Origin of the sequence: Emticicia aquatica, from assembly GCF_923079645.1 — a bacterium.
GTDB classification, from domain to species: Bacteria; Bacteroidota; Bacteroidia; order Cytophagales; family Spirosomataceae; genus Emticicia; species Emticicia aquatica.
The window spans coordinates 176,986-199,440 of record NZ_CAKLPY010000002.1 but is presented as its reverse complement, the minus strand read 5'-3'; the positions used below and the strand labels follow the sequence as shown (position 1 = coordinate 199,440).

18 protein-coding genes are annotated in these 22,455 nt (G+C 34.4%); 9 read left to right on the top strand and 9 right to left on the bottom strand.

Features of this window, described 5'->3' with window-relative positions:
• Positions 1-10 precede the first annotated feature (10 nt).
• Positions 11-1,261: an MFS transporter gene (locus MJQ71_RS10580; protein ID WP_238806585.1), complete on the bottom strand. Its 1,251-nt coding sequence runs from the start codon at positions 1,259-1,261 to the stop codon at positions 11-13.
• Between the two features lie 236 nt (positions 1,262-1,497).
• Here MJQ71_RS10580 and MJQ71_RS10575 point away from each other — a divergent pair, with 236 nt between their 5' ends.
• Positions 1,498-2,352 (top strand): AraC family transcriptional regulator, encoded by an 855-nt coding sequence (locus MJQ71_RS10575; RefSeq protein ID WP_238806584.1) that lies wholly within the window; start codon positions 1,498-1,500, stop codon positions 2,350-2,352.
• A gap of 25 nt (positions 2,353-2,377) precedes the next feature.
• On the opposite strand, the gene rlmN is transcribed toward MJQ71_RS10575, so the two are convergent.
• A complete protein-coding gene (gene rlmN, locus MJQ71_RS10570; protein ID WP_238806583.1) occupies positions 2,378-3,433 on the bottom strand; it encodes a dual-specificity RNA methyltransferase RlmN in 1,056 nt (351 codons plus the stop codon).
• 163 nt (positions 3,434-3,596) lie between these two features.
• On the opposite strand from rlmN, the gene MJQ71_RS10565 reads away from it, so the two are divergent.
• The 3 genes from MJQ71_RS10565 to MJQ71_RS10555 all read left to right on the top strand — a co-directional run bounded on the left by MJQ71_RS10565 (position 3,597) and on the right by MJQ71_RS10555 (position 9,464).
• Positions 3,597-4,394, top strand: coding sequence for an SDR family oxidoreductase (locus tag MJQ71_RS10565; RefSeq protein WP_238806582.1), 798 nt, complete (start codon positions 3,597-3,599; stop codon positions 4,392-4,394).
• 295 nt (positions 4,395-4,689) lie between these two features.
• Positions 4,690-7,920, top strand: a complete 3,231-nt coding sequence (locus tag MJQ71_RS10560; RefSeq protein WP_238806581.1) for a SusC/RagA family TonB-linked outer membrane protein — start codon at positions 4,690-4,692, stop codon at positions 7,918-7,920.
• A gap of 23 nt (positions 7,921-7,943) precedes the next feature.
• The gene (locus MJQ71_RS10555) at positions 7,944-9,464 is read left to right on the top strand and encodes a SusD/RagB family nutrient-binding outer membrane lipoprotein (protein WP_238806580.1); all 1,521 of its coding nucleotides are present in this window, start codon (positions 7,944-7,946) and stop codon (positions 9,462-9,464) included.
• A 279-nt stretch (positions 9,465-9,743) separates the two neighbouring features.
• Here MJQ71_RS10555 and rbp read toward each other — a convergent pair whose 3' ends face one another.
• Both rbp and MJQ71_RS10545 read right to left on the bottom strand, forming a co-directional pair.
• Complete coding sequence (gene rbp / locus MJQ71_RS10550; protein ID WP_238806579.1) at positions 9,744-10,136, bottom strand: RNA-binding regulator; 393 nt, start codon at positions 10,134-10,136, stop codon at positions 9,744-9,746.
• A 143-nt stretch (positions 10,137-10,279) separates the two neighbouring features.
• Complete coding sequence (locus MJQ71_RS10545; protein WP_238806578.1) at positions 10,280-12,661, bottom strand: RecQ family ATP-dependent DNA helicase; 2,382 nt, start codon at positions 12,659-12,661, stop codon at positions 10,280-10,282.
• Between the two features lie 233 nt (positions 12,662-12,894).
• On the opposite strand from MJQ71_RS10545, the gene MJQ71_RS10540 reads away from it, so the two are divergent.
• From MJQ71_RS10540 to MJQ71_RS10530, 3 genes are all read left to right on the top strand, one after another.
• Entirely contained in the window at positions 12,895-13,869 is a 975-nt protein-coding gene (locus MJQ71_RS10540; protein ID WP_238807841.1) for a KpsF/GutQ family sugar-phosphate isomerase, read from the top strand.
• 63 nt (positions 13,870-13,932) lie between these two features.
• Complete coding sequence (locus tag MJQ71_RS10535; RefSeq protein WP_238806577.1) at positions 13,933-15,189, top strand: YjgN family protein; 1,257 nt, start codon at positions 13,933-13,935, stop codon at positions 15,187-15,189.
• A 56-nt stretch (positions 15,190-15,245) separates the two neighbouring features.
• On the top strand, positions 15,246-16,322 hold the full coding sequence (locus tag MJQ71_RS10530; protein ID WP_238806576.1) for a M48 family metallopeptidase: 1,077 nt from the start codon (positions 15,246-15,248) through the stop codon (positions 16,320-16,322).
• 107 nt (positions 16,323-16,429) lie between these two features.
• Here MJQ71_RS10530 and MJQ71_RS10525 read toward each other — a convergent pair whose 3' ends face one another.
• Both MJQ71_RS10525 and MJQ71_RS10520 read right to left on the bottom strand, forming a co-directional pair.
• The gene (locus MJQ71_RS10525) at positions 16,430-17,254 is read right to left on the bottom strand and encodes an SGNH/GDSL hydrolase family protein (RefSeq protein WP_238806575.1); all 825 of its coding nucleotides are present in this window, start codon (positions 17,252-17,254) and stop codon (positions 16,430-16,432) included.
• 43 nt (positions 17,255-17,297) lie between these two features.
• On the bottom strand, positions 17,298-18,281 hold the full coding sequence (locus MJQ71_RS10520; RefSeq protein WP_238806574.1) for an alpha/beta hydrolase: 984 nt from the start codon (positions 18,279-18,281) through the stop codon (positions 17,298-17,300).
• Between the two features lie 272 nt (positions 18,282-18,553).
• Between MJQ71_RS10520 and MJQ71_RS10515 the strand changes: the two genes are divergently transcribed.
• Positions 18,554-18,889 (top strand): winged helix-turn-helix transcriptional regulator, encoded by a 336-nt coding sequence (locus MJQ71_RS10515; protein ID WP_238806573.1) that lies wholly within the window; start codon positions 18,554-18,556, stop codon positions 18,887-18,889.
• Between the two features lie 63 nt (positions 18,890-18,952).
• Here the strand turns inward: MJQ71_RS10515 and MJQ71_RS10510 are convergent, their stop codons facing one another.
• Positions 18,953-19,318 (bottom strand): iron chaperone, encoded by a 366-nt coding sequence (locus MJQ71_RS10510; RefSeq protein WP_238806572.1) that lies wholly within the window; start codon positions 19,316-19,318, stop codon positions 18,953-18,955.
• A gap of 159 nt (positions 19,319-19,477) precedes the next feature.
• Complete coding sequence (locus tag MJQ71_RS10505) at positions 19,478-19,723, bottom strand: hypothetical protein (protein WP_238806571.1); 246 nt, start codon at positions 19,721-19,723, stop codon at positions 19,478-19,480.
• A gap of 188 nt (positions 19,724-19,911) precedes the next feature.
• Here MJQ71_RS10505 and MJQ71_RS10500 point away from each other — a divergent pair, with 188 nt between their 5' ends.
• Positions 19,912-21,804, top strand: coding sequence for a peptidase U32 family protein (locus MJQ71_RS10500; protein WP_238806570.1), 1,893 nt, complete (start codon positions 19,912-19,914; stop codon positions 21,802-21,804).
• Positions 21,805-21,914: 110 nt separating this feature from the next.
• On the opposite strand, the gene MJQ71_RS10495 is transcribed toward MJQ71_RS10500, so the two are convergent.
• Entirely contained in the window at positions 21,915-22,343 is a 429-nt protein-coding gene (locus MJQ71_RS10495) for a nuclear transport factor 2 family protein (RefSeq protein ID WP_238806569.1), read from the bottom strand.
• Between the last annotated feature and the right edge of the window lie 112 nt (positions 22,344-22,455).

Genomic DNA, 22,455 nt, shown 5'->3' with positions numbered 1-22,455 from the left:
CTACCAAGTTTTAATGTCCGCTACTAGCGTTAAACGTTATTTTAGTTTTTGATTTTTTCTGTAAAATATTCAAGATAAATAAGCAAACAATTAAAATAACCATCGGGATAAGTGAAAAATAGAAGGCTTTTTCTCCTCCAATGTTTTTAAAAAGGTAGCCAACCAATCTTGACCCTAAAGTTCCGCCGATGGCTGAGAAAAACGTTAATAATGAAGCCATTGGACTATGAAATATTTTTTCGGTGGCACTCAAAACAATTGAATTTACCAATGGATAAATTGGGGCTAAAAAGAAGCCAATCAAAGGGAAAACGTAGGCTATTATTGGTACATCAGCGAGCGAATTTATTTCTGTAACAGCCAAATTACTTGTTTGTGGTAAAACGATAACAACCATTAAACCTGCTCCAACTAAGCATGCCACGAGCATGGTGAGCCAATAGATTTTTTTTATCAAAATTGATGATAAATATCTACCGCCTGCAATTGAAAGCATTAAAATAACGGCCATGAAAACACTCGTTTTTTCGGGAAGGTGCAATACTTTTTCATTGAAAGTTGGCAACCAACTCATAATTCCTTGCTCGGTCATTACATACATAAAGGCAGCAATTGCAAAAACCAAAACCATTGGTCGCTTAATTAGGCCAATCATTTGCTTGAAATCGTCGGCAAGGTTGCTTCCTGGAATTTCATAATCAAGTGTAAAATCAGCAAAAAAGAGAATGAAAAATGAAACTGCAATCAGAAATGCTACAACTAAATAGATATTTAGCCAAGCATTTGGGTCGGTTTCGCTATAAAATAAAGGAAATGAAACGTAGGCAACGGCAATGCCAATCATGAAGAAACTTTCGATGGAACTCAAGATTCCTTTGTGTTCTTGGTCGTCATTTGCCAACAAGCCAATGACCGAATACACTGAAACTTTGATGACCGCAAACGAAACACCAACACAAGCAAATAATACTCTGACGGCCGTAAATGAATTACCAAAATACATAAGCAAGCAGCCCAAAAATACTAATCCTAATGAGATTAACATTCCTTTTTTGTAGCCCAATCGTGGCAGAAATGAACCAACCAAGAACGAAACAATAGCAATTGATAAATCTTTGAAGGCTTCGAGCGAACTTGCCATCAGTTCATCGACATGATAAGTATTGATTGATTTTTGGATTAGAATTCCGACACTATTAAGCAAAATAGCAAAGACGAAATAGTTGAGGTATAACGAAAGTTTGATTCTCCAGTTTTGCATAAGTATTTTTTTAGAGGTTGAATAAATATTGTTTTTTGGCTAAAAAAAAACGAGCAACTTGCTCGCTTTTAATAGTTCATCATAGGTTTTGTTCTTCTTAATCAATCCTACTTTTTTCTAGTAGTTAATGAAACAAAGTTCAGTAGATTCGGCAATAAAAAATATATTCTTATTAACATATTTTAAAACTATATTATTATTTTTATGAAATATTTAACAAATCAAATATTAATATAGTGAAAACACCATTTGAGCAGATTCAGAATGATGAAGGAAGTTCGTTTAGATTACTTTACCAAAAAGTGATTGCAAACGATTTTCCATGGAATTATCATTATCATCCTGAATTTGAATTGGTGTTTGTATTGTATGGTTATGGTCGAAGGCACGTAGGCAACCATTTGAGTTATTATGAAGACGGAGATTTGGTTTTGATTGGTTCAAATCTGCCTCATGCAGGTTTTGGTTACGATGCTTTGGGTGAACACGAAGAAATAGTGATTCAATTTAAAGACGATTTTTTGGGAAATGATTTTTTTGAAAAACCAGAAATGCAAAACATCAAAAAGCTTTTTGAACGTTCGCAGCAAGGAATTCAATTTTATGGGAAAACATACAAAAAAGTAGGCACTGCTCTCAAAAAATTATTGCCGCTGTCTCATTTTGAGCGTTTAATAGGTTTGCTCAATATCTTTCAGATTTTAGCAGATTCGGAAGAGTATAATTTGTTAAATTCGTATGATACACGTTATGATTTTAACCAAAAAGACCAAGCTCGCTTAAAACGAATTTATGAATATGTAGAAAGGGAATACCAAAATCCAATCAACATAAAAGATGCGGCAAATGTGGCACATTTGACAGTCCCTTCGTTTTGTAATTATTTCAAAAAAGTAGTAAATCAGACTTTTACAGATTTTGTCAATGAATATCGTATCAATAAAGCGTGTCAATTATTGATGACTGAAAGCAGTATTGCCGATGTCTGTTTCGACTGTGGTTTTACTAATAACTCTTATTTTAGTAAGGTTTTCAAGCAAATAAAGGGCAAAAGTCCGATTGAATTTAGAAAATTAGTTCGCCAGAAATAGCATTTTATACATTTGGGCAAACACTTTATTGCACCAAATCTGCCGTTGGTTCTTTTATTGCCAATTGACCACAAGCGGCGTCAATGTCTTTTCCACGGCTTCGACGAACATTTACAATGACTCCTTTATCTTCTAAAAATTTAGCAAATTTGGCAAGTTTATCTTCAGATGTATTGATATAATCAGCTTCTGCAATCGGGTTGTATTCAATTATATTTACTTTGGCGGGTACTTTTTTTGTAAACTCCCAAAGCTCTTTTGCATCTTGCAAGGAATCGTTAAAGTCGTTAAAAACGATGTACTCAAAAGTAATTCTATTGCCTGTTTTTTTGTAGAAATAATTTAATGCTGTGGACAAATTTTGCAAAGTATTACTTTCATTAATTGGCATAATTTCATTACGTTTTATATCATTTGCTGCATGAAGCGATAACGCTAAATTAAATTTCACCCCATCATCGCCCAATTTTTGAATCATTTTGGCAATTCCAGCCGTGCTGACCGTAATGCGTTTAGGCGACCAATTGAGGCCTTCTGGCGACGTAATATAATTGACTGATTCGATGAGGCCAGCATAATTGAGCAGTGGCTCACCCATACCCATGTACACAATATTGGTCAATGGTTGTTGATAATGCTCTTCAGCTTGTTGTTTGATTAAAACTACTTGGTCATAAATTTCAGCAGCATCAAGATTTCGTTTACGAGCCATGTAGCCCGTCGCACAAAATTTACAAGTGAGCGAACACCCAACCTGCGAAGAAACACAAGCTGTCATGCGGTCATCTGCGGGAATTAATACACCTTCAACCAAATTTCCATCAAAAAGCCTAAACCCAGATTTGATAGTTTTATCATTACTTACCTGCTTTTTCAGAACAGAAACTGCTCGAATTTCAAAATTTTCTTTCAACAACTCACGAGTTTTCAATGACAAATTTGTCATGTCATCAAAGCTCCACGCCGATTTTTTCCAAATCCACTCCGAAATTTGTTTGGCTCTAAATCCTTGTTCACCGTTGGCGGCAAGCCAAGTTTTTATCTGTTCGGTCGAAAGTTTTCTTATGTCTTGTTTGCTCATGTCTGCCTCCTAAGTTTTGAAGGAGAATTATTGTAATTAATTTAATATTATACAAAGTTCCGAAATATTCGTTGGTTTTACCAAGAATAAAAGTTTTATCATAGAAAAATAGTAGTTTTGCTTAAAAAGTAGAAACAAAGTTTTACTAAAAGTGTAGAAAAAAATGAAAAGATTTGAAAATAAAGTTGTTTGGATTACAGGTGCTTCTTCAGGAATTGGAGAAGCAACAGCTTATCAATTTGCCCAAGAAGGAGCAAAGTTGATACTTTCAGCAAGAAGAATTGACGAATTAAAAAGAGTAAAAAAGCAAACAAAATTAGACGAAAGTCAGGTTTTTATTTTACCAATAGATGTGGAAAATATTGACGAAATTCCGAAAAAAGCACAAGAAGCAGTAGCTCATTTTGGAAGGATAGATGTGCTTTTTAATAATGCTGGAATTTCGCAACGGGGTTCGGTTTTAGAAACAGATATGGCGGTTTATCAAAAAATAATGAACCTTAATTTCTTTGGTGTGATTGCTCTAACGAAAGCCGTTTTGCCAACTATGCAACTACAAAAAAGCGGACAAATTGCCATTACAAGTAGTTTATCAGGAAAACTTGCCACACCGATGCGTTCTGGATATTGTGCCTCGAAACATGCCTTGCATGGTTTTTTTGATGCCCTACGCTCGGAAGTTTATCAAGATAATATCGGAGTAACGCTTATTTGTCCAGGGTATATTCGTACAAATATATCGCTCAATGCGGTTTCAGCAGACGGAAGTAAATTTGGTAAAATGGATGATAATCAAGCAAATGGTATGCTTCCAGAAGAATGTGCCAAACGAATTGTAGATGCGATTGCAAAAAATAAACAAGAGGTTTATATGGGAGGAAAAGAGGTTTTGGGGGTTTATTTGAAAAGATTTTTTCCGAAACTTTTATCAAAAATTGTTCGTGGACAAATGCCCAAGTAATGTAGGTTTTTGATTGAATAAATCAGAATTGATAAAAATCAAATCTTTTTTTTATTATATTTTTATTTTTTTTTTGGGTAATATTTTTGTATAAATTTATTATCTATTGACCTTATAATCAGTTTCTTACATTTTTATAATATAAATATTGCTATATCGCACAATCTTTGATATTGGTCATATTTTTTATAAACTTCATCGCATTTCTTTGCATAGAATATTAATTATGTATAACTTTAATTTCACAATGAAGAAAATTGTGAACAACTAAACTAAAAAACTAACAACAAACTGTATGAGGAAACTTCTACTCGCCGGCATGATGCTGGTATGGGCAAGCTTTGCATTTGCCCAAGACAAAACTGTTTCAGGTAAGGTTACATCTTCCGATGATGGTTCTCCACTTCCAGGTGTGAGTGTATTAATTAAAGGTACTACGAAGGGAGTAACAACTGACGTTAACGGGATTTATAAAATCTCGACTCCAGCTAATTCAACGTTAAGCTTTAGCTTTATTGGTTTTACGACACAAGCTGTGGCAATTGAAAATCGTACGGTAGTTGATGTTCAGTTAAAAACAGATGCGGCTGCGTTTAATGAAGTTGTTGTAACAGCTCAAGGTATTCGTAAGAATGTACGTGAGATTGGTTATTCTTACTCTAAAGTGACTACTGAAGATGTCACAGTTGGACGTTCACCTCAATTAGCTCAAGCTCTTTCTGGTAAAGTAACTGGTTTGGCGGTTTATAACGTTAATAATAGCGTTGACCCTGCAGTTAAAATCGTTTTGCGTGGTTTCCGTTCATTAACAGGAAACAATGAAGCTTTAGTAGTATTAGATGGTATGCAAACTACTTCTACTGTTTTAGCTTTAATCAATCCAAGTGATATTGAAAGCGTTTCTATTTTGAAAGGTGGACAAGCAGCTACGCTTTATGGCTCTGCTGGTATCAATGGTGCTATTGTTATCACTACTAAAAAAGGTTCAAAAGGTAAATTGAAAGTTTCGTACTCAAACAGTACTAACTTTGACCAAATCAGTTTCTTGCCTCAATTCCAAGATAAATATGGCTCTGGTTCTCAGTATTATCCTTATGCTTTTGGAACAGCTGGCTACAACTCTGATTATTTGGTAAGGATGAAAGAAAACTGGAGACCTTATGAAAATCAACAATATGGTGATGCTTTTGACGGTTCACAAAGACTTTTAGGTAGAGTAACTGAAAGCGGTAATAAATTGGTTTTACCTTATGCTGCAATTGATAATATTAGAAGAAAAACATTTGATACAGGTGTTTCAACTAATAATCAAATGAGTTTCCAAGGTGGAGATGAGACAAGCTCTTATTATCTTTCTGTTGAAAACCAAAAAATCAAAGGTATCGTACCACATGATAAAAGTGAGAGAACTGGTGTAAGATTGTCTGCTACAAAAGAATACAAAAAGATAACATCAGCTTTTACTGCAAGTTATACCCAAGCTGCGTATGACAGAACATCTTCTGATTTCTACAATGATGTATTGAATCAACCAGCAAACTTACCTTTGAATACATTGAGAGATTGGCAAACAAACGAATTCGCTAATCCAAATGGATATTATAATGATTATTACAATAATCCTTATTTTAATGCAGACAATAACCGTATGAATTACAAAGACGCCAATATTTCTGGTAATGTTAGCGTAATTTATAAAGCTCTTGATTGGTTGCAATTTACTAACCGTTTAGGTGTAATGAACAACTCAAGAACTGGTAAAAATAGAACTGGTAAATTCTTGTATTCTGACTGGGCTAAAAATGAAGCATTCATACCTGAGCCTTTTACACACGAAGATGATTATAATGGAATTTATCGTGCAATTTCTGATAACTTAGGTGGTGTTCTTGATTATTCAAACACTGAAAACGTAATCAATAACGAACTACAAGTTCAGTTAACAAAAGATTTCGGTTCATTAAAAAATCGTTTAATCTTAGGTAGCAGTATTTATCAAAGATTCACTAAAAATATTGCCGTTGGTTCTAGCTCAGTTGTTGTACCAGAAATCTACAACGTTTCTAACAGACAAGGTGAGTTGACTGGTGGCGAAGCGAATACTTTAGAGCGTAAATATGGTTATTATGCCGATTATACAACTAATTATAAAAACTGGTTGATTTTTAATGGTACTTTCCGTTATGATGCTACATCAAGATTCTACAAGCCAACACGTGCTAAAAATACTTGGTCTTATCCTTATTATGGAGCGGCATTATCGTTTATTGCTACGGATGCGTTCCCAAGTTTGAAAGGTAATGTATTGAGTTTTGCGAAAATTCGTGCGAGCTTAAACAAAAATGCTAATGACAACCTTCCATTATATGGTTTAGATTTGTCATATAATAATGGTGCTAACTTCCCTTTTGGTAATACAGTTGGTTTGACAGTTGGCGATAGACTTCCAGATGCTAATTTGAAGCCTGAGATTGTATATTCTTATGAAATCGGTGGTGAATTCCAATTATTCAAAGATAGAATTAACTTAGATGTTACTGCTTATACTCAAAACTCTAAAGGACAAGTTGTAACTGCAAAAATCCCTAATTCAACTGGTTTTAGCAGTTTGTTGATTAATATTGGTGAAACTAAAAACTGGGGATATGAAGCAGATTTGAAATTTTTGATTTTGAGAAACGAAAAATTCAGTTGGGATTTCAGCACAAGATATTCATATAATGACAATAAAGTTGTTAGCTTATATCCTGGTGTTAATGAGTTCCAATATGGTGGTTTTGCTTACGCAAATACAAACGTAATTAAAGGACAAAGATTCCCAATGTTGAAAACTGATGGTTATCAATATGCTCCAGACGGTTCAGGTTATGTTTTAGTTAACCCAACTACTGGTTATCCTTTAAGACAAACTACTTTATCAACAAGAGGCGGTACACTTCCACGTCATATCATCGGATTAGGGTCTAAAATTGCTTACAGAAATTTTGGATTTAACTTCAACTTTGAATACCGTGGTGGAAACGTAATGTTTAGTGACTTAGGTCGTCAAATGACGTTTACTGGTTCTGGTAAATGGACAGAAAACAGAGCTCCACAAATCTTCCCTAATTCAGCAATCTTGAATGCTGATGGCAAGACTGTAACTCCTAACACGACTGTTCAAGTTCGTGAACCTGAGTATGCTTTGTGGGTAAATAACTACCGATTAATTTCAGAAAACTTTGTAAATCCAGCGTGGTTTATCAAATTGAGAGATATTAATCTTGCTTATAACTTGCCAGCATCATTGCTTAAAAAATCGAAAGTGTTCTCTGCTGCAAGTATTTCGATATACGGTCGTAATTTACTTACTATCGTTGACAAGAAAAACTATTATACTGACCCTGAATTTAGCTACCAAGGAAGTCCATCACCTGGTACAATTGGTGCTGCTAGTTCAACTTCTGCTGTTGGTATTGGTATCAATACAACAACACAAACTCCACCAGTTCGTCAGTATGGAGTGAATCTTAATATATCGTTTTAATAAAATTTAAACATGACTCTCAAATGAAAATAAAATCAATATTAGTTTTAGCATTTGTGGCATTGATAGGGAGTGCTTGTAATGAAAAGTTCTTAGATATCAATACAAACCCTAATGCTCTTCCAACAGCATCGCCAAACTATGTATTTACCAATGCGTTAAATACATCGGCAACAAATATGGTTAGTCCAAATGAAACAGGTTCATATTGGGCTGGACAATGGTCGCAATCGAATGGTTATATTTTATCAACAACTGTTTTTGCGTACAACTTTACCAATGGAGATTTCAACTATTGGGATGGTTATTATGATAACTTAAATGATTATCAATTTGTAATCAACAATGCGGATTCTTACAATCAGAAATTTTTGAAAGGTCCAGCTAAAGTAATGCAAGCTCTATTGTTTCAACAATTAGCTGATATGTATGGAAACATCCCGTATTCAGATGCTTTACAGGGTGTAAAATCATTGGCTCCAAAGTTTGATGACCAAAAAGCAGTGTATGAAGGATTAATTAAGTCATTAGACGACGCGATCGTTGACTTGAAAGCAAATCCTTTTGCAAGTGCTTTTACAAGTGCTGATATTATATTTAGAGGCAATACAACAAAATGGATTAAGTTTGCAAATTCATTGAAATTGAGAATTTTAATTCGTCAATCGAAAGTTGCTGGCAGAGATTCTTACATCAAAACAGAAATTAATAAAATCGTAGCTGATGGTGTAATTACTGGCGAAGATGTAGGTGTTGGTGGAAGTGGTTTCTTCTTGGCAACTGCTGGTAAATTAAATCCAGTTTATGACCGTTGGGGTTATGATGCCAATGGAGCAAAAAGAGCATTGAATAACTATCCAAGACTTACTAAATTTTTAGTAAATAGCATGAAAGAATCAAATGACTCTTTAAGATTGAAGAGACTTGGTTATGCAAATGGTGGTGAAAATGGTGCTGCTCCTGGTACTAGTACAAATAAAGAAGTAATGGCCAATTATACTGGTGTTCCATTTGGACAAAGTTCAGGTTTCTTACCAGCGGGTTGTAGCTCACTTGGGCCAAGCTTACTAGTAAAAGGTGAGTATAACAGACCATATATTATCTTTACAGCTGCTGAAGCTCAATTCCTTTTAGCTGAAGCTAAGCAACGTTACAGTGATGTGGCTCTTCCTGAAACAGCTAAAACTTACTTTGAAGCCGGTATTGCTCAATCTTTCAGAACATTTGGTGCTAGTGTTGCTGGTGCAGATGCTTTTAAAGGTAGTAATATTGTTAACTATGATTGGGATGCAACTACTGATAAATTAGCTGCAATTGCTACTCAAAAATGGATTGCATTGTGTAACTTTAGCGGTTTAGAAGCTTGGACAGAGTACAGAAGAACTAACTTACCTGCTACTCCACAAACGGTTCAAGTTGTAGATGCAAAAAGACCAGTTAGATTCTACTATCCTAATACAGAGTCTGGTTCAAATGCTGCAAACGTTTCTGCACAAGGAACAGTTGACGTATTTGCTACAAGATTATTCTGGGATGTTGATTAATCTATTCAAATAGTATTCTCTTTAATAAAAATGGGGTTATCAATTTGATAACCCCATTTTTATTGATATTATTTTGAAAACAAATGATTGGGATTGTTGGTGTATTGTAAAAAAACAGAGAAAATATAAAACTTTAGCTGAAGGCTAATTGCAAAATTATTAAAGTCTATTGGGAACGATTTACTAGGCATAAAAAAAAGGAAAACCAACGCACTTATTATTAATAATAGTAAATGCGTTGATTTTCCTTTTAGAGTAAAGCTAAAAGCTTAACAACTCTTAGTATCTATTACGGTTGTTGTCACGGTCGTAACCGCCACCACCACCGCCGCCACGGTTGTAACCACCACCGCCGCCGCTTCCGCCGCCACGATTGTAACCACCACCGCCACCACCGCCGTAGCCACCGCCACCACGATTGTCTCTTTCTTTTTTCTCTTCAGCTTGATTAACAACTGCCGAACGTCCGCCAATATCTGAGCCGTTCAATGCGTCAATAGCTTTTTGAGCTGAGGCATCGTCTGGCATTTCTACGAATGCAAAGCCTTTGCTTCTTCCAGTGTACTTGTCAGTAATGATTTTTACTGAACTTACTTCGCCATACTCTTCAAAATATTGCTTTAATTCGCGTTCTTCGATTTTAAAAGGCAGACTTCCAACAAAAATGTTCATGGTAACTTTGTGATTTGAATGATAAATTTTTACAAAAGTATATTTATTTTATTAATTAACTACGATTATTCATTTTTTTGATTTAAAAAATAAAATAAAGGTTAATATAATACTACTTTTTTAGGGAATAATGTTTTTTTACACTAATTAGCCATTTCTGACAAGAATTTGATACGCATTAATCTTAATTCTTCTTCAGTGATGTCTTCACTTTCAAATTCTTTCAAGGCAGCACCAATATTATCAGTTTCAGCAGTCATAAAATACTCGTAAATTTCATCTTGACGGTCTTCATCAATCACTTGACTAATATAATAATCGAGATTGAGGCGAGTACCAGAATAACAAATATGTTCAATTTCTTCAATTAACTCGGTCATTGTAAGGTCTTTTGCCTCAACAATTTCGTCTAAATTAATTTTTCTATCGATTTGTTGAATAATGAAAATCTTGATTTTTGATTTATTAACAGCCGATTTAACAACTAAATCTTGCGTCGTTTCAATTTCATTATCATCGACATATTTTGTAATCAAATCTAGAAATGGTTTGCCAAATTTCTGTACTTTTCCGAGTCCAACACCATTGATTTGGGCCAAATCTTGTGAAGTTGTTGGATACGTAGTGGCCATTTCTTCTAACGAAGGGTCTTGGAAGACGACGTAAGGAGGAACATTTTTTTCTTTGGCAATTTTCTTACGTAATGCTTTTAATAATTCAAATAAAGCAGCATCGAATGCTCCGCCACCTGTTGAATTATTATTTGTACTTATATCGTCATCATCACTACTTTCTGTGTTTTCATAATTATGGTCTTCAGAAATAGTAATTGGATAAGAATCTTGAATAAATTTCTTGCCTTTTTCTGTTAATTTAACAACACCGTAAGCGTTTTCGATATCTTTTTCGATAAAGCCTAAAACCATCATTTGACGCAAGATAGAAACCCAGTAATCATTCGATGTTTTTTTATTATCGTTCTTTTTCGATGTTTTTTCTGCTTTTTTTACTGGTTTTGCAGATTTTGCTGCTACTGGTTTTACAGTTTCTTCCTCATCATCGTCGTCATCAGAAATTTCTAATTCTATTTCTTCTTCATCCTCCTCATCATCGTCGTCTTCATCATTATTTATGACGAACATATTTTTTCCTTTTCCGTAAACTTCGAGTTTGTCGTGTTCATGACTACGGATATACGCATTTGAGGTATTGGCAGTTAGAATATCGGCAATGTGTTGAATATCAAACCTTTCGCCAGCTTGGAAAATTGCCTTTAATCCCAAAACAGCCTCATCTTCTATTTTGATTTTCTTTGTAGGTTTGATACAGTTATCGCAAAAACCACAATCTTTATCAGAATATTCACCAAAATAACTTAATAATTGACGACGACGGCAAACACCTAAATTAGAATAAGCAACCATTTCCATGAGCAAAGCACGTGCATTGTCTCGTTCGGTAACGGTTTTATCTTTATTGAACTTTTCTAATTTAAGAATATCATCATAAGCATAAAACATCAAGCAGTTTCCTTCTAATCCATCACGCCCAGCACGTCCAGTTTCTTGATAATAGCCTTCGAGTGATTTTGGTGCATCGTAGTGAATCACAAATCTAACATCGGGTTTATCAATGCCCATGCCAAACGCAATTGTTGCCACGATTACATCCGATTCTTCATTCAAAAATGCATCTTGGTTTTTCATGCGTGTATCTGCATCTAAGCCAGCGTGGTAAGGAAGAGCTTTAATACCGTTTACTGTTAGTAAACTTGCAATTTCTTCCACTTTCTTGCGACTCAAACAATAGATAATACCAGATTTGCCTTTGTTGTTGGCTATATAACGAATGAGTTGTTTTTTTGAATCAATCTTTGGTCTAATCTCATAATAGAGATTTTTGCGGTTGAACGAAGATTTGAAAATATAAGACTCCTCCATGTTGAGGTTCTTCTGAATATCTTGTTGTACTTTTGGAGTTGCCGTGGCGGTAAGGGCAATAATGGGCAATTTTGGGTCAATATCATCAATAATTCCTCTAATTCGGCGGTATTCAGGACGGAAATCATGTCCCCATTCAGAAATACAGTGAGCTTCATCGACAGCAATAAACGAGAGTTTAGCCTTTTTCAAGAATATAAGATTATCTTCCTTAGTCAATGATTCTGGAGCTATGTAAAGTAAGCGACATTCTCCACTCAAAACATCATTTTTCACCCTCGTCATTTCAGACTTATTGAGTGTAGAATTTAAGAATTGAGCATTAATTCCAAAAGCTGTCATTTGGTCAACCTGATTTTTCATCAAGGCAATTAAAGGCGAAATGACAATTGCTGTGCCTTCCAATACCATTGCAGGTAATTGGTAACATAGTGATTTTCCAGCTCCCGTTGGCATAATCACAAAGGTGTTATTGCCACTAACAATATTATTGATAATGACTTCTTGTTCGCCTCTAAAGGCATCAAAGCCAAAGATTTCTTTGAGTTTTTCTTTTAAGGTCTGTTGTATCGCTGCTTCTACCATAAATGCAATGTTGCTGTACGGAAAATTATAATAGGTAAGTAATTATTGCTAAGTTACTATTATTTTTGAATTTATGAATTATTTATTTTTAACGTTTTCTTTGGGCTTTAATTTATTGGATTTGAACCAAATTTAATAAATTTCATTTTCCAAACAAATATCTTTTGATAGACTTTCTTTTGTACGCTTACCAAACATCAACTACTTTTGTCGTCAAACCAAGTGATAATAAAGTGAATACGAAGTTAGAAAAAAAAATACAAAGCGTTGCTAAAAAAGTCTTACAAGATGAGGCGGAGGCAATTCTTTCTTTGAAAAGTTATATTGATGAGCATTTTGAGAGTTGTGTTAACGCAATTCTAAATTCAAAAGGGCGGTTAATAATAACTGGTATTGGTAAAAGTGCAATTATTGGGCAGAAAATTGTGGCTACTATGAACTCAACAGGTACGCCAGCCATTTTTATGCACGCTGCTGATGCCATTCATGGAGATTTAGGGATGATTCAGGATGACGACATTGTGCTTTGCATTTCTAAAAGTGGAGATACGCCTGAAATCAAAGTTTTAGTGCCTCTATTAAAAAGATTTGGGAATCAGCTTATAGCGATGGTAAGTAATGTATCTTCTTATCTGGCAAAAAATTCGGATTATATACTTAATGCCCACGTTGAGCGTGAAGCTTGTCCACTCAATCTTGCCCCGACAACCTCAACTACTGCTGCCTTAGCATTGGGTGACGCCCTAGCTATGTGTTTGCTTGAAGTACGAGATTTTTCGAGTCGAGATTTTGCAAAATATCATCCTGGCGGAAGTTTAGGAAAGAAATTATATCTAAAAGTTAGAGACATTTTTCCACATAATGCTGTGCCAAAAGTACTTGAAAATGCTGATATTCAGACTGTTATTTTAGAAATGACATCGAAGAGACTTGGTGCAACATCGGTTGTGAATGAGAAGAATGAACTAATGGGAATCATTACCGATGGGGATTTAAGACGAATGTTGAATAATCAAAAAGATTTTTCTACTTTGCAAGCTAAAGATATTATGAATGCGACTCCAAAGGTAATTTCACCCGAAGAATATGCGGCTAATGCCTTGGCAATAATGCAGAGACAAAGCATTACTCAGTTGGTTGTTATGGAAGATAAAGTGGCTCTAGGTTTTGTGCATTTGCATGATTTATTGAAAGAGGGTTTGGCTTAGTTGCTGTTTAGTTTGTGTCTTACAACAAAAATATATCTATTTTCACCACACCCCCCCCTTCGTATGACTGAAAATCTACCAAATGAAATACCTTCAGAACCTGAGGATGATTCACAATCATCTGGAAATAATCTTATGCCTGAAGAAAATTCGGATGCTGATAATTCAACCAAAATATCGACACAATTTGAACCAACGGTTAGTGAAAAAAATGTAACTAAACCAATTTATCATGCTCCATGGAGTCCGTCATTTCATGGAGAAGGTTCAAAGTATTTTGTCATTCGTTTAATTAATGCCATTCTTCAAGTAATTACCTTCAATTTTTATTATCCGTGGGCGAAAGCCGAAAAATTGAATTATCTATACGAACAAACCGAATTTGCTGGAAGTCGTTTTAAATTTCATGGAACAGGCAAAGAAATGTTTATTGGTTATTTGAAAATGCTCTTGATTGTTGCCTTCATTTATGGTGGTTTTTGGTGGGCAAAAGGCAACGAATGGGCGATTTTAGGTTTTTTGATTTTGTATGGTGGCTTGATTGTAGTTTATCCATTAGCAATTCATGGAACAGCAAAATATAGACTTTCAAGAACTTCATGGCGGGGAATTTTCTTCGGTTATCGAGGCGAATTGGGCGAATTATTCGCAAAATTCTTTCTAGGGATTTTGCTTTCATTCTTTACTTTAGGTATTTATTGGTCGTGGGTACAAGTCGATTTACGCCGATATGTTACGCAACACATTCGATTTGGTGATACCAAATTTGACTTTACGGGTAAAGGAAATGATTTATTTTGGATAAAATTCAAATATGTAGCCTTTTCGTTTGTTGCAATAGTTGTTGCCATGATTATCTTAATTTTTATGGGTGCTTTTGGAGCTGGAATATCCAATATGTTGAAACCAGATAGTACAGATGTATTATCAGCACCTTCGGTTGGAATAATACTTTGGTTGGGCGTAATTTATCTGTTTTTAATAGTTGTGATTGGAACTATTGCCTTGATGCGTCAACGAGAAATATTTCAGTTTTATGCAGATAATACACACGCTTGGCAAAACGAACAATGGCATGGCGTAAGACTAAATATGACTTTCATTGATTTACTTCAATTGAGTATCGTAAATATGCTTTTGATGATTTTGACCTTAGGAATTGCAACACCTTTTGTTGAAATCAGAAATTTGCATTTTATGATTCCACGTTTGGAAATTGATGGCACATTTGACCCAGATTCTTTGATACAAACCGAAAGCGACTACCGTGATGCCATGGGCGAAGATGTAGGCGATTGGCTAGATATAGATTTGGCGTAGTGGCTTATTTTATATGAAAAGAAAATTTTGAATTCAATGGCTAAAAGCCAATTAAAATGGAACATTCGGCGATATATTATGATGGTAAAACAAGCCAACCTTACGATGCGAAAATAGGCATTGTAGGAAATATACTGACCATTAATTATGAAAATGGACAAGTAGTTTGGCTGATTTCTGAGATTGATTATAGCTCTTTCACAGGAAAAGGAAAAACGATGTTGAAATACGGTGAATTTCCGCATCAATATCTTGAATTTCCAATTGATTCAACGCTTTTTTCGGTATTAGAAAATCAATTACCTAAACGTCGTGAAGGATTTTGGGCATTTGCAAACGAGTTGGCAAGTGCAGGTTTTCAGGGTGTGGTTATTTCTATCGCAATTTTTCTAGTAATTACAGCTAGTTTTTATTTTTTTCTACTACCTAAAATTGCTGAATATATAGCCCTAAAAATTCCAATTGAAACCGAAGTTGAACTTGGAAAACAGTTTTACGAAAGTTTTGTTGGAGAAATGCAAGTTGATGAAGAACGGACAAATCAATTGCAACATTTTGCTGAGAAAATAGATTTTCAAACTAAATATCCTTTAAAATTTACGGTTGTAAAAGATGAACAAGTCAACGCTTTTGCTCTACCAGGTGGAAATGTTGTGGTTTTTGATGCGATTTTAGCGAAAATAAAAACACCTGAAGAGTTGGCTGCTTTGCTTTCGCATGAAGTTACTCATGTGAAAGAGCGTCATTCATTGAAAGGTTTGGCAAGAAGTCTGGCAGGTTCGGTGATAGTTTCGGTTGTAGTTGGAGATATGAACGCCATCGGTAGTATTTTGGTGAGCCAAGCCAGTAATATTTATGAATTGGTTTTCACTCGAGACATGGAAAAAGAAGCCGATTTGGAAGGTTTAAAAATTATGTATCATAATAAACTTGACCCCAAAGGAATGGTTCATCTCATGGAACGATTGAACGAAGAAGAAAAAAAATATGGAGTCGATAAAATGCCCGCTTATCTCAATTCTCATCCTATGACTAAAGAGCGTATTGCTTACATCAGTGAAGAAAGTAAAGGAATAAAAGGAGCAAAAAATGAAGAATTAGAAATGATTTGGAAAAAAATTGAGAAGAAATAAACGATTTTTAGAAGAAATCAATAAATAAATATTTTTTGGTTTAATAAAAGTAGATAAAACGCAAGAAAAGTCATCGTTCAAACGATGACTTTTCTTGCGTTTTATAATTAAATTTTCTTCAAAACCTTCAACAACATTTTGGCAATAACTGCATTTCCTTTATCAGATGGATGTAAACCATCGTAAGTCATGTCAATTGATTCGTTAGGATAAGGATATTCATCTGTCGCAGGATTGAAGGGAATTGCAATGTAATCTGGGTATTTAAAATTTTTGTATTCGCCTGTTTTTGGGTCTTTTAGCCGTTTAAATTTGACCATATTTTTTAGATTAATACCACTTTTATGATAAAGGTCAACGACAGTAAAATTTTCAATTTTGCCAATTTCAATAATTGCATCAGCAACTTGGGCCAGTTGTTGGTCATTTTTGGATTTATAAGAGCCAAAAGCATTATTTTTCGAGTTGGCGATATACACAAAATCGCCACGTTGTAGCGGTGTTATCAAAATGATTTTTGCGTTGCTATTGAGGCTTTTAAGTTTATCAATAATTATTTTGAAAGACCCATAAATACTGCTACTCCCAGTATTATTTTGGTAATCTTCTACTTTCCCAATTGGCCTACTGTGCCACCAATCATTTGTTCCTAAAAATATTGTATAAATATCAGCTTGCTGAATCCCCAATTTTTCGATATTTTCTGCAATTCCGCCCGAAGTCCATCCATTATGCCCTTGATTAATATATTTTATGTACGGGAGTTTTTCCGAAACCATTGTCATGTATCCTTTGCTTACTCGGTTTCCAGTTTCTTTAGGATGGTCGTTCAAGTACGTGATTGAATCTCCGATGGCAACGCACGTGATTTCTTTATTTTTGAATGAAAAGAAGCTGAAAAGAACAAAACTAATTAATAATATTTTTTTCATGTTTTGGTTGATAAAGAAAGAGATAAATAGAAAATTTTAACATTTACAAAAATGCTCTGACAGCTTCTTTTACTTTGTCAGATTCGCAGGCAGTAGCTACGTGTCCACAATCACCAGTTAACTCTAAAGTGCTGATATTTAGTGTTTTGGCAAAATTAATAGCTGCTAATGGATTAACCATTTGGTCTTGAATCGATACGATTATTAATGTTTTTGCTTTGAGATAATTTGGCATTTCGAGTAAAGTTTTACCCGAAGATTGATAAATATCTTGTCCTAACATTGCTTTTATTTGAGCAATCCAATTTTCGGGATGATTACTTTTTACGTAGTCGTCTCCAGCTTTCTGAATTGCTGTGTAAGCATCTTCTGATTTACGAGATTTATTCCAAAAAATAGGCGTAAACAAATGCAGATTATGTATTTCGGCAACACGACGCATGGCTTCACGACGAGCATCTGGGTTCATGCCAGCCGCTTCTATGGCATCCCATTCGGTTTTCCAAAGCAATACGTCATAATAAGATTGTTTGGGCGTACCAACAATTGGAATCGCTTTATTCATAAAGTCTGGGTACGCCACCATCCACTCAAAAGTTTGCATTCCACCCATAGAAACGCCCATGACTGCATGTAAATGGTTGATTGATAGTTGTTTAGTAAGTAAAGTGTATTGTGAGTTTACCATGTCACGAATACTGATTTCTGGAAAATTATCAGTATTGGAAGGTGCGGAGGAGATACCATTGCCTAGGGCATCAACCAAGATAACAAAAAATTGCGTTGTATCAACCCAAGCTATGGCCGATGCTTTTATATCATTACTTTTCCCAGAAAAATATGTGGGAAAAAGAATCGCGTTACTTTTGGCTTCATTGAGTTTTCCTAAGGTTTGATAACCAACTTTACAATCTTTAATAATTGCACCTTTGATAGTCGTAAAATCACCGATATTGGCAATTTGTTGAGTTTTTTGGGCGTATGAATGTATTGAAATTAAAACAAACAGTAAAAAGATTTTTTTCATTTTTTATAGATTAACGTTGAATGAGCAAAGCTATTCAGAAAACTAAAAAAACAGTAAAAATCCATGAAAAATGTTTCGAGAATAATTGACTGACTTATATTTGATTATTTCAAATGTTGTAAACAGCTTTACCTTGTTGTTCAACTTCACCTTTCTTTGATTTGGCTGCATAACGTCAATTCATTTTATCTATTAATTTCATTTTCTTTAGATTATTTTTAATACAAATGTAATAGGTTTAGGTTTACTATACATTTAATAATCAGGTCATTATGGAGACATTAAAAGAGACAGAAACCCTAAAAGATTGTCCTGTTGGATTGATTTTGGCAATAAAAGACACAATGAATGTGATGAATGGCAAGTGGAAATTGCTAATTATTGGGGTATTGCTGTACGGAAAAAAACGCTTTAAGGATTTAGAAAAGAGCATTCCGAAGATAACACCAAGAATGCTTTCAAAAGAATTAAAAGAGTTGGAAATGAATGGAATTATTATGAGAAAAGTTCATTCAACAATTCCTGTAACGGTCGAATATGAATTAAGTGACTCAGGGAAGTCGCTAAAATTAGTATTGGAAGGGGAAGCGAGCATCGAATCTCAATGATGGGTAAACCTATCACAATATTTGATGCAGATGAAATTGGTAATTGAACGAAATCAAAAAATGCTATTTATTTGATTTGTGCTCAACTTCTTCTTCTCTAAAAGCTACTATTTTCTTAATTAAATCGAATGGAATAGGCTGGTTTAAAGGAAATTGAATTGAGCCTTTGCCAACTTTATATTTTAAAAGTTCTTCTTGAAAAGCCACATTTCCAGAAGGTAAAGCATAAAAACCTATGTGATTTTTGAATGCCGCAAAATAAACCAGCACTTTTTTTTGCTTAAATGCAGGCATATTGTAGCTGATCACCTCTTCGGCATTTGGCACAACTTCTTTGATACACTGACGGATTTGATTGAGTAATGCCGCTACTTCATCACTAAAATCTGCTACATATTCGTCAATGTTTTGATAAGTTTTCTTTTCCATCACTTCGTTTTATAAATTATTATTACAAATTTATAATAAGTTGTTTACATTTTTTTTATGTAAAAACGACTTATTATGGGGGAATTTGCGACAAACATTTTAAGTAAATAAAATATTTGACTTAAAAATTGCTTAGTTGAAAGTTTACCTAATCAAAAACTAGCTATTTCTTGATTTAATTTCATCTTGAATTTTCTTCAGCGTTCCTAAATTAATGATTAGTATTGGAATTAAAGCGACAGGCACAATCGATATTGCACTGAAACCTTTTCTGATACCTAAAAATACAACTGCAAAAACCAATACAAAGAGTATTCCTGAAAAAATTGAAGTAACCGATTTGAGTGTCTTTACTTTGGTATTGAGTTCTTCCAAAGACATTTTTGAGTAAGGATTTTCTGACATAAAGGTAGGGGTTTAGGTTAGAAGCTTGGCAAATATAATTAAAAAAGGGTTATTTGTACTTATAATTTGAGCATTTTGAATGAATTTAAGGAGCGGAAATTAAACCTAAGCCACATTTTTTTGACAAGTATTTCTTACTTTTGTAGTTTGTTATAAACTAAGCCAAAATCAATAGTACGAAATATCGTATGAAAAGGAAGATTGAAATTCTTGCCCCTGCCAAAAATTTGGTTCAAGGCATGGCCGCTATCAATGCTGGTGCAGACGCCGTATATATTGGAGCTCCACAATTTGGGGCTCGTACAAATGCGACCAATTCAGTAGAAGATATTGCCGAAATGGTACGCTATGCACACTTATTTAAGGCACAAGTATTTGTCGTAATCAATACAATATTATACGATAATGAGTTGGAGCAATGCAAAAAGTTGATCTATGAATTATACGATATTGGCGTTGACGCCCTAATTGTACAAGATATGGCAATCATGGAAATGGACTTACCTCCGATAGTGATTCATGCCAGTACACAAGCCAATAACAGAGACCCAAAACATGTCAAATTCTTGAAAGATGCTGGAATGAAACGAGTGGTTTTGGCGAGAGAATTGAACTTAGACCAAGTAAGAGAAATAAGCGAAGCTACCGATGTAGAGCTAGAGTTTTTTGTTTCTGGGGCTCTTTGTGTGTCTTTTAGTGGTAATTGCTATATGAGTATTGCTGGCGGAGAACGCAGTGCTAATAGGGGTTCATGTGCTCAGAACTGCCGCTTGCCTTATCACTTAATTGATGGAACGGGCAAAACATTAATTGCCAATAGCCATTTATTATCTATAAAAGATTTAGATTTGAGTGACCAACTACCAAATTTAATTGAAGCGGGTGTGACATCTTTTAAAATTGAAGGTCGCTTAAAAGATATTGTTTATGTAAAAAATAACACCTCTTTTCTCAGAAAAAAACTTGATGCCTTCTTAGAAAATAATACCGAAAAATATCAAAAAGCTTCTTCAGGAAGAACGTTTTATAATTTTGAGCCAGAAATGGACAGAAGTTTCAACAGAGGCTATACTGATTATTTTGTAAATAAACGCAAAGAAAAAATTGGTAATTGGGAAAGTCCTAAATCGCAAGGGCAGTTGATTGGTAAAGTGCTTGAAGTGAAAGCCAATGGTTACATAATTGAAAATTATGAAAAACTAAATAATGGCGATGGCCTGTATTTTATAAATGCTAACGGTGAAGCCGACGGTGCTCAAATCAATATCATAATCAATAATGTTGTAGTACCAAATACTTTTAAGCCATTGCCTGTTGGAACGGTTATTTACCGAAATTCGGATGCAGAATTCAATAAAATGGTTGAAAAAGAAAACAGTGCAGTCAGAAAAATTGCTGTGAAACTTAGTTTTACCGAAACTCCAGATGGATTTCAATTATTGGTCATTGATGAAGATGGTCATCAAAATATAGTGGCAATGAATACCGAAAAAGTATTGGCCAACACCCAAGAATCAGTAGTGCCGAATATCAAGAAGAACCTTGCTAAGACAGGAAACACCCCTTTTGTCGTAGATGAAATAACAGTTGAATTAACCCAAAATTGGTTTTTACCAATATCGAAAGTAAACGAAATCAGAAGAGAAGTTTTAGAACAACTCATTGATATTCGTGTGAAGGAATATCATCGTGAAGAGTTTCAGATTAAAAAAACGGAGCATCCTTATCCAGTTGAAAAACTTGACTTTACCTATAATGTTTCTAATAAATTGGCAAGAGCTTTTTATAAAAGACACGGAGTTACTGAAATCGAAAAAGCTTTTGAACTACAATGGGACCCTGGCAAAGCACGAGTAATGACCACCAAATATTGTGTAAAATATGAGTTGGGCAAGTGTGCAAGATTTCAGCGAGATACAATGGGGGAAAAATTAGTAGAACCGCTCACGCTCAAACATGGCGAAAACGAATACAAATTGAAATTTAATTGCAAACCTTGCGAAATGGAAATTTGGGAAAAAGATGCCGAATTGGAGTTTGAAGATGAAGACGAACAATTGGGTTATGTGAAGAAACACTAATCTCAGAAATAATTAACGAAAAACCGTTCAATGAAAAGCTACTAGTAGTATTTCATTGAACGGTTTTTTTTGAAATGTCTTAAAAGGAGAGGGGAAATTAAATAGCTCAGTTAAAAATTATCATAATAAGTGAAATCCTTGCTAATTAGTCCATTTTCGATAGTGAAAATTGTACAAATTGGCAATTCAAAAGTTGACTTATCAATTGCGGTGCCGCTGGAAATGAATTCAACAATTACATGATTTTCTGCTGATGAATAAATTTTAACAATTTTGTCATTAACATCAGGAAATGCCCGAGCTAATTCTGTATATTTTTTTATTGTTTGAATTCGACTTTGTTTGACAATTCCTTGACCTAAAGATGGGTCTTTAAACTCAGCAACTTCGGTGTAAAGGTTAGCCATTTTATTCCAATCATGTTTGTTGAAATACTCAAAATATTGTTTTACAAACTTTTCATTATCATCATTTGTGTTTTGGTTTTTGCAAGAAAACAATGTCAGGAATGCGAGGGAAAATAGAATTTTAGTTTTCATGTGAAGTTTTTTTTGTGAAGTTATTTATATTTTGGTAAAAAACTAAAAAATATATATGATTTTTAAGATGAATATCATAAACTTTGTATGAATAGCTGTTATAAGTTTTATC

Excerpts from the sequence above, each read along its gene's own strand:
- MJQ71_RS10580 (WP_238806585.1), bottom strand. The coding sequence starts at position 1,261 with ATGCAAAACTGGAGAATCAAACTTTCGTTATACCTCAACTATTTCGTC.
- rlmN (WP_238806583.1), bottom strand. The coding sequence starts at position 3,433 with ATGAGCAAACAAGACATAAGAAAACTTTCGACCGAACAGATAAAAACT.
- MJQ71_RS10565 (WP_238806582.1), top strand. The coding sequence starts at position 3,597 with ATGAAAAGATTTGAAAATAAAGTTGTTTGGATTACAGGTGCTTCTTCA.
- MJQ71_RS10560 (WP_238806581.1), top strand. The coding sequence starts at position 4,690 with ATGAGGAAACTTCTACTCGCCGGCATGATGCTGGTATGGGCAAGCTTT.
- MJQ71_RS10555 (WP_238806580.1), top strand. The coding sequence starts at position 7,944 with ATGAAAATAAAATCAATATTAGTTTTAGCATTTGTGGCATTGATAGGG.
- rbp (WP_238806579.1), bottom strand. The coding sequence starts at position 10,136 with ATGAACATTTTTGTTGGAAGTCTGCCTTTTAAAATCGAAGAACGCGAA.
- MJQ71_RS10545 (WP_238806578.1), bottom strand. The coding sequence starts at position 12,661 with ATGGTAGAAGCAGCGATACAACAGACCTTAAAAGAAAAACTCAAAGAA.
- MJQ71_RS10535 (WP_238806577.1), top strand. The coding sequence starts at position 13,933 with ATGACTGAAAATCTACCAAATGAAATACCTTCAGAACCTGAGGATGAT.
- MJQ71_RS10530 (WP_238806576.1), top strand. The coding sequence starts at position 15,246 with ATGGAACATTCGGCGATATATTATGATGGTAAAACAAGCCAACCTTAC.
- MJQ71_RS10525 (WP_238806575.1), bottom strand. The coding sequence starts at position 17,254 with ATGAAAAAAATATTATTAATTAGTTTTGTTCTTTTCAGCTTCTTTTCA.
- MJQ71_RS10520 (WP_238806574.1), bottom strand. The coding sequence starts at position 18,281 with ATGAAAAAAATCTTTTTACTGTTTGTTTTAATTTCAATACATTCATAC.
- MJQ71_RS10515 (WP_238806573.1), top strand. The coding sequence starts at position 18,554 with ATGGAGACATTAAAAGAGACAGAAACCCTAAAAGATTGTCCTGTTGGA.
- MJQ71_RS10510 (WP_238806572.1), bottom strand. The coding sequence starts at position 19,318 with ATGGAAAAGAAAACTTATCAAAACATTGACGAATATGTAGCAGATTTT.
- MJQ71_RS10505 (WP_238806571.1), bottom strand. The coding sequence starts at position 19,723 with ATGTCAGAAAATCCTTACTCAAAAATGTCTTTGGAAGAACTCAATACC.
- MJQ71_RS10500 (WP_238806570.1), top strand. The coding sequence starts at position 19,912 with ATGAAAAGGAAGATTGAAATTCTTGCCCCTGCCAAAAATTTGGTTCAA.
- MJQ71_RS10495 (WP_238806569.1), bottom strand. The coding sequence starts at position 22,343 with ATGAAAACTAAAATTCTATTTTCCCTCGCATTCCTGACATTGTTTTCT.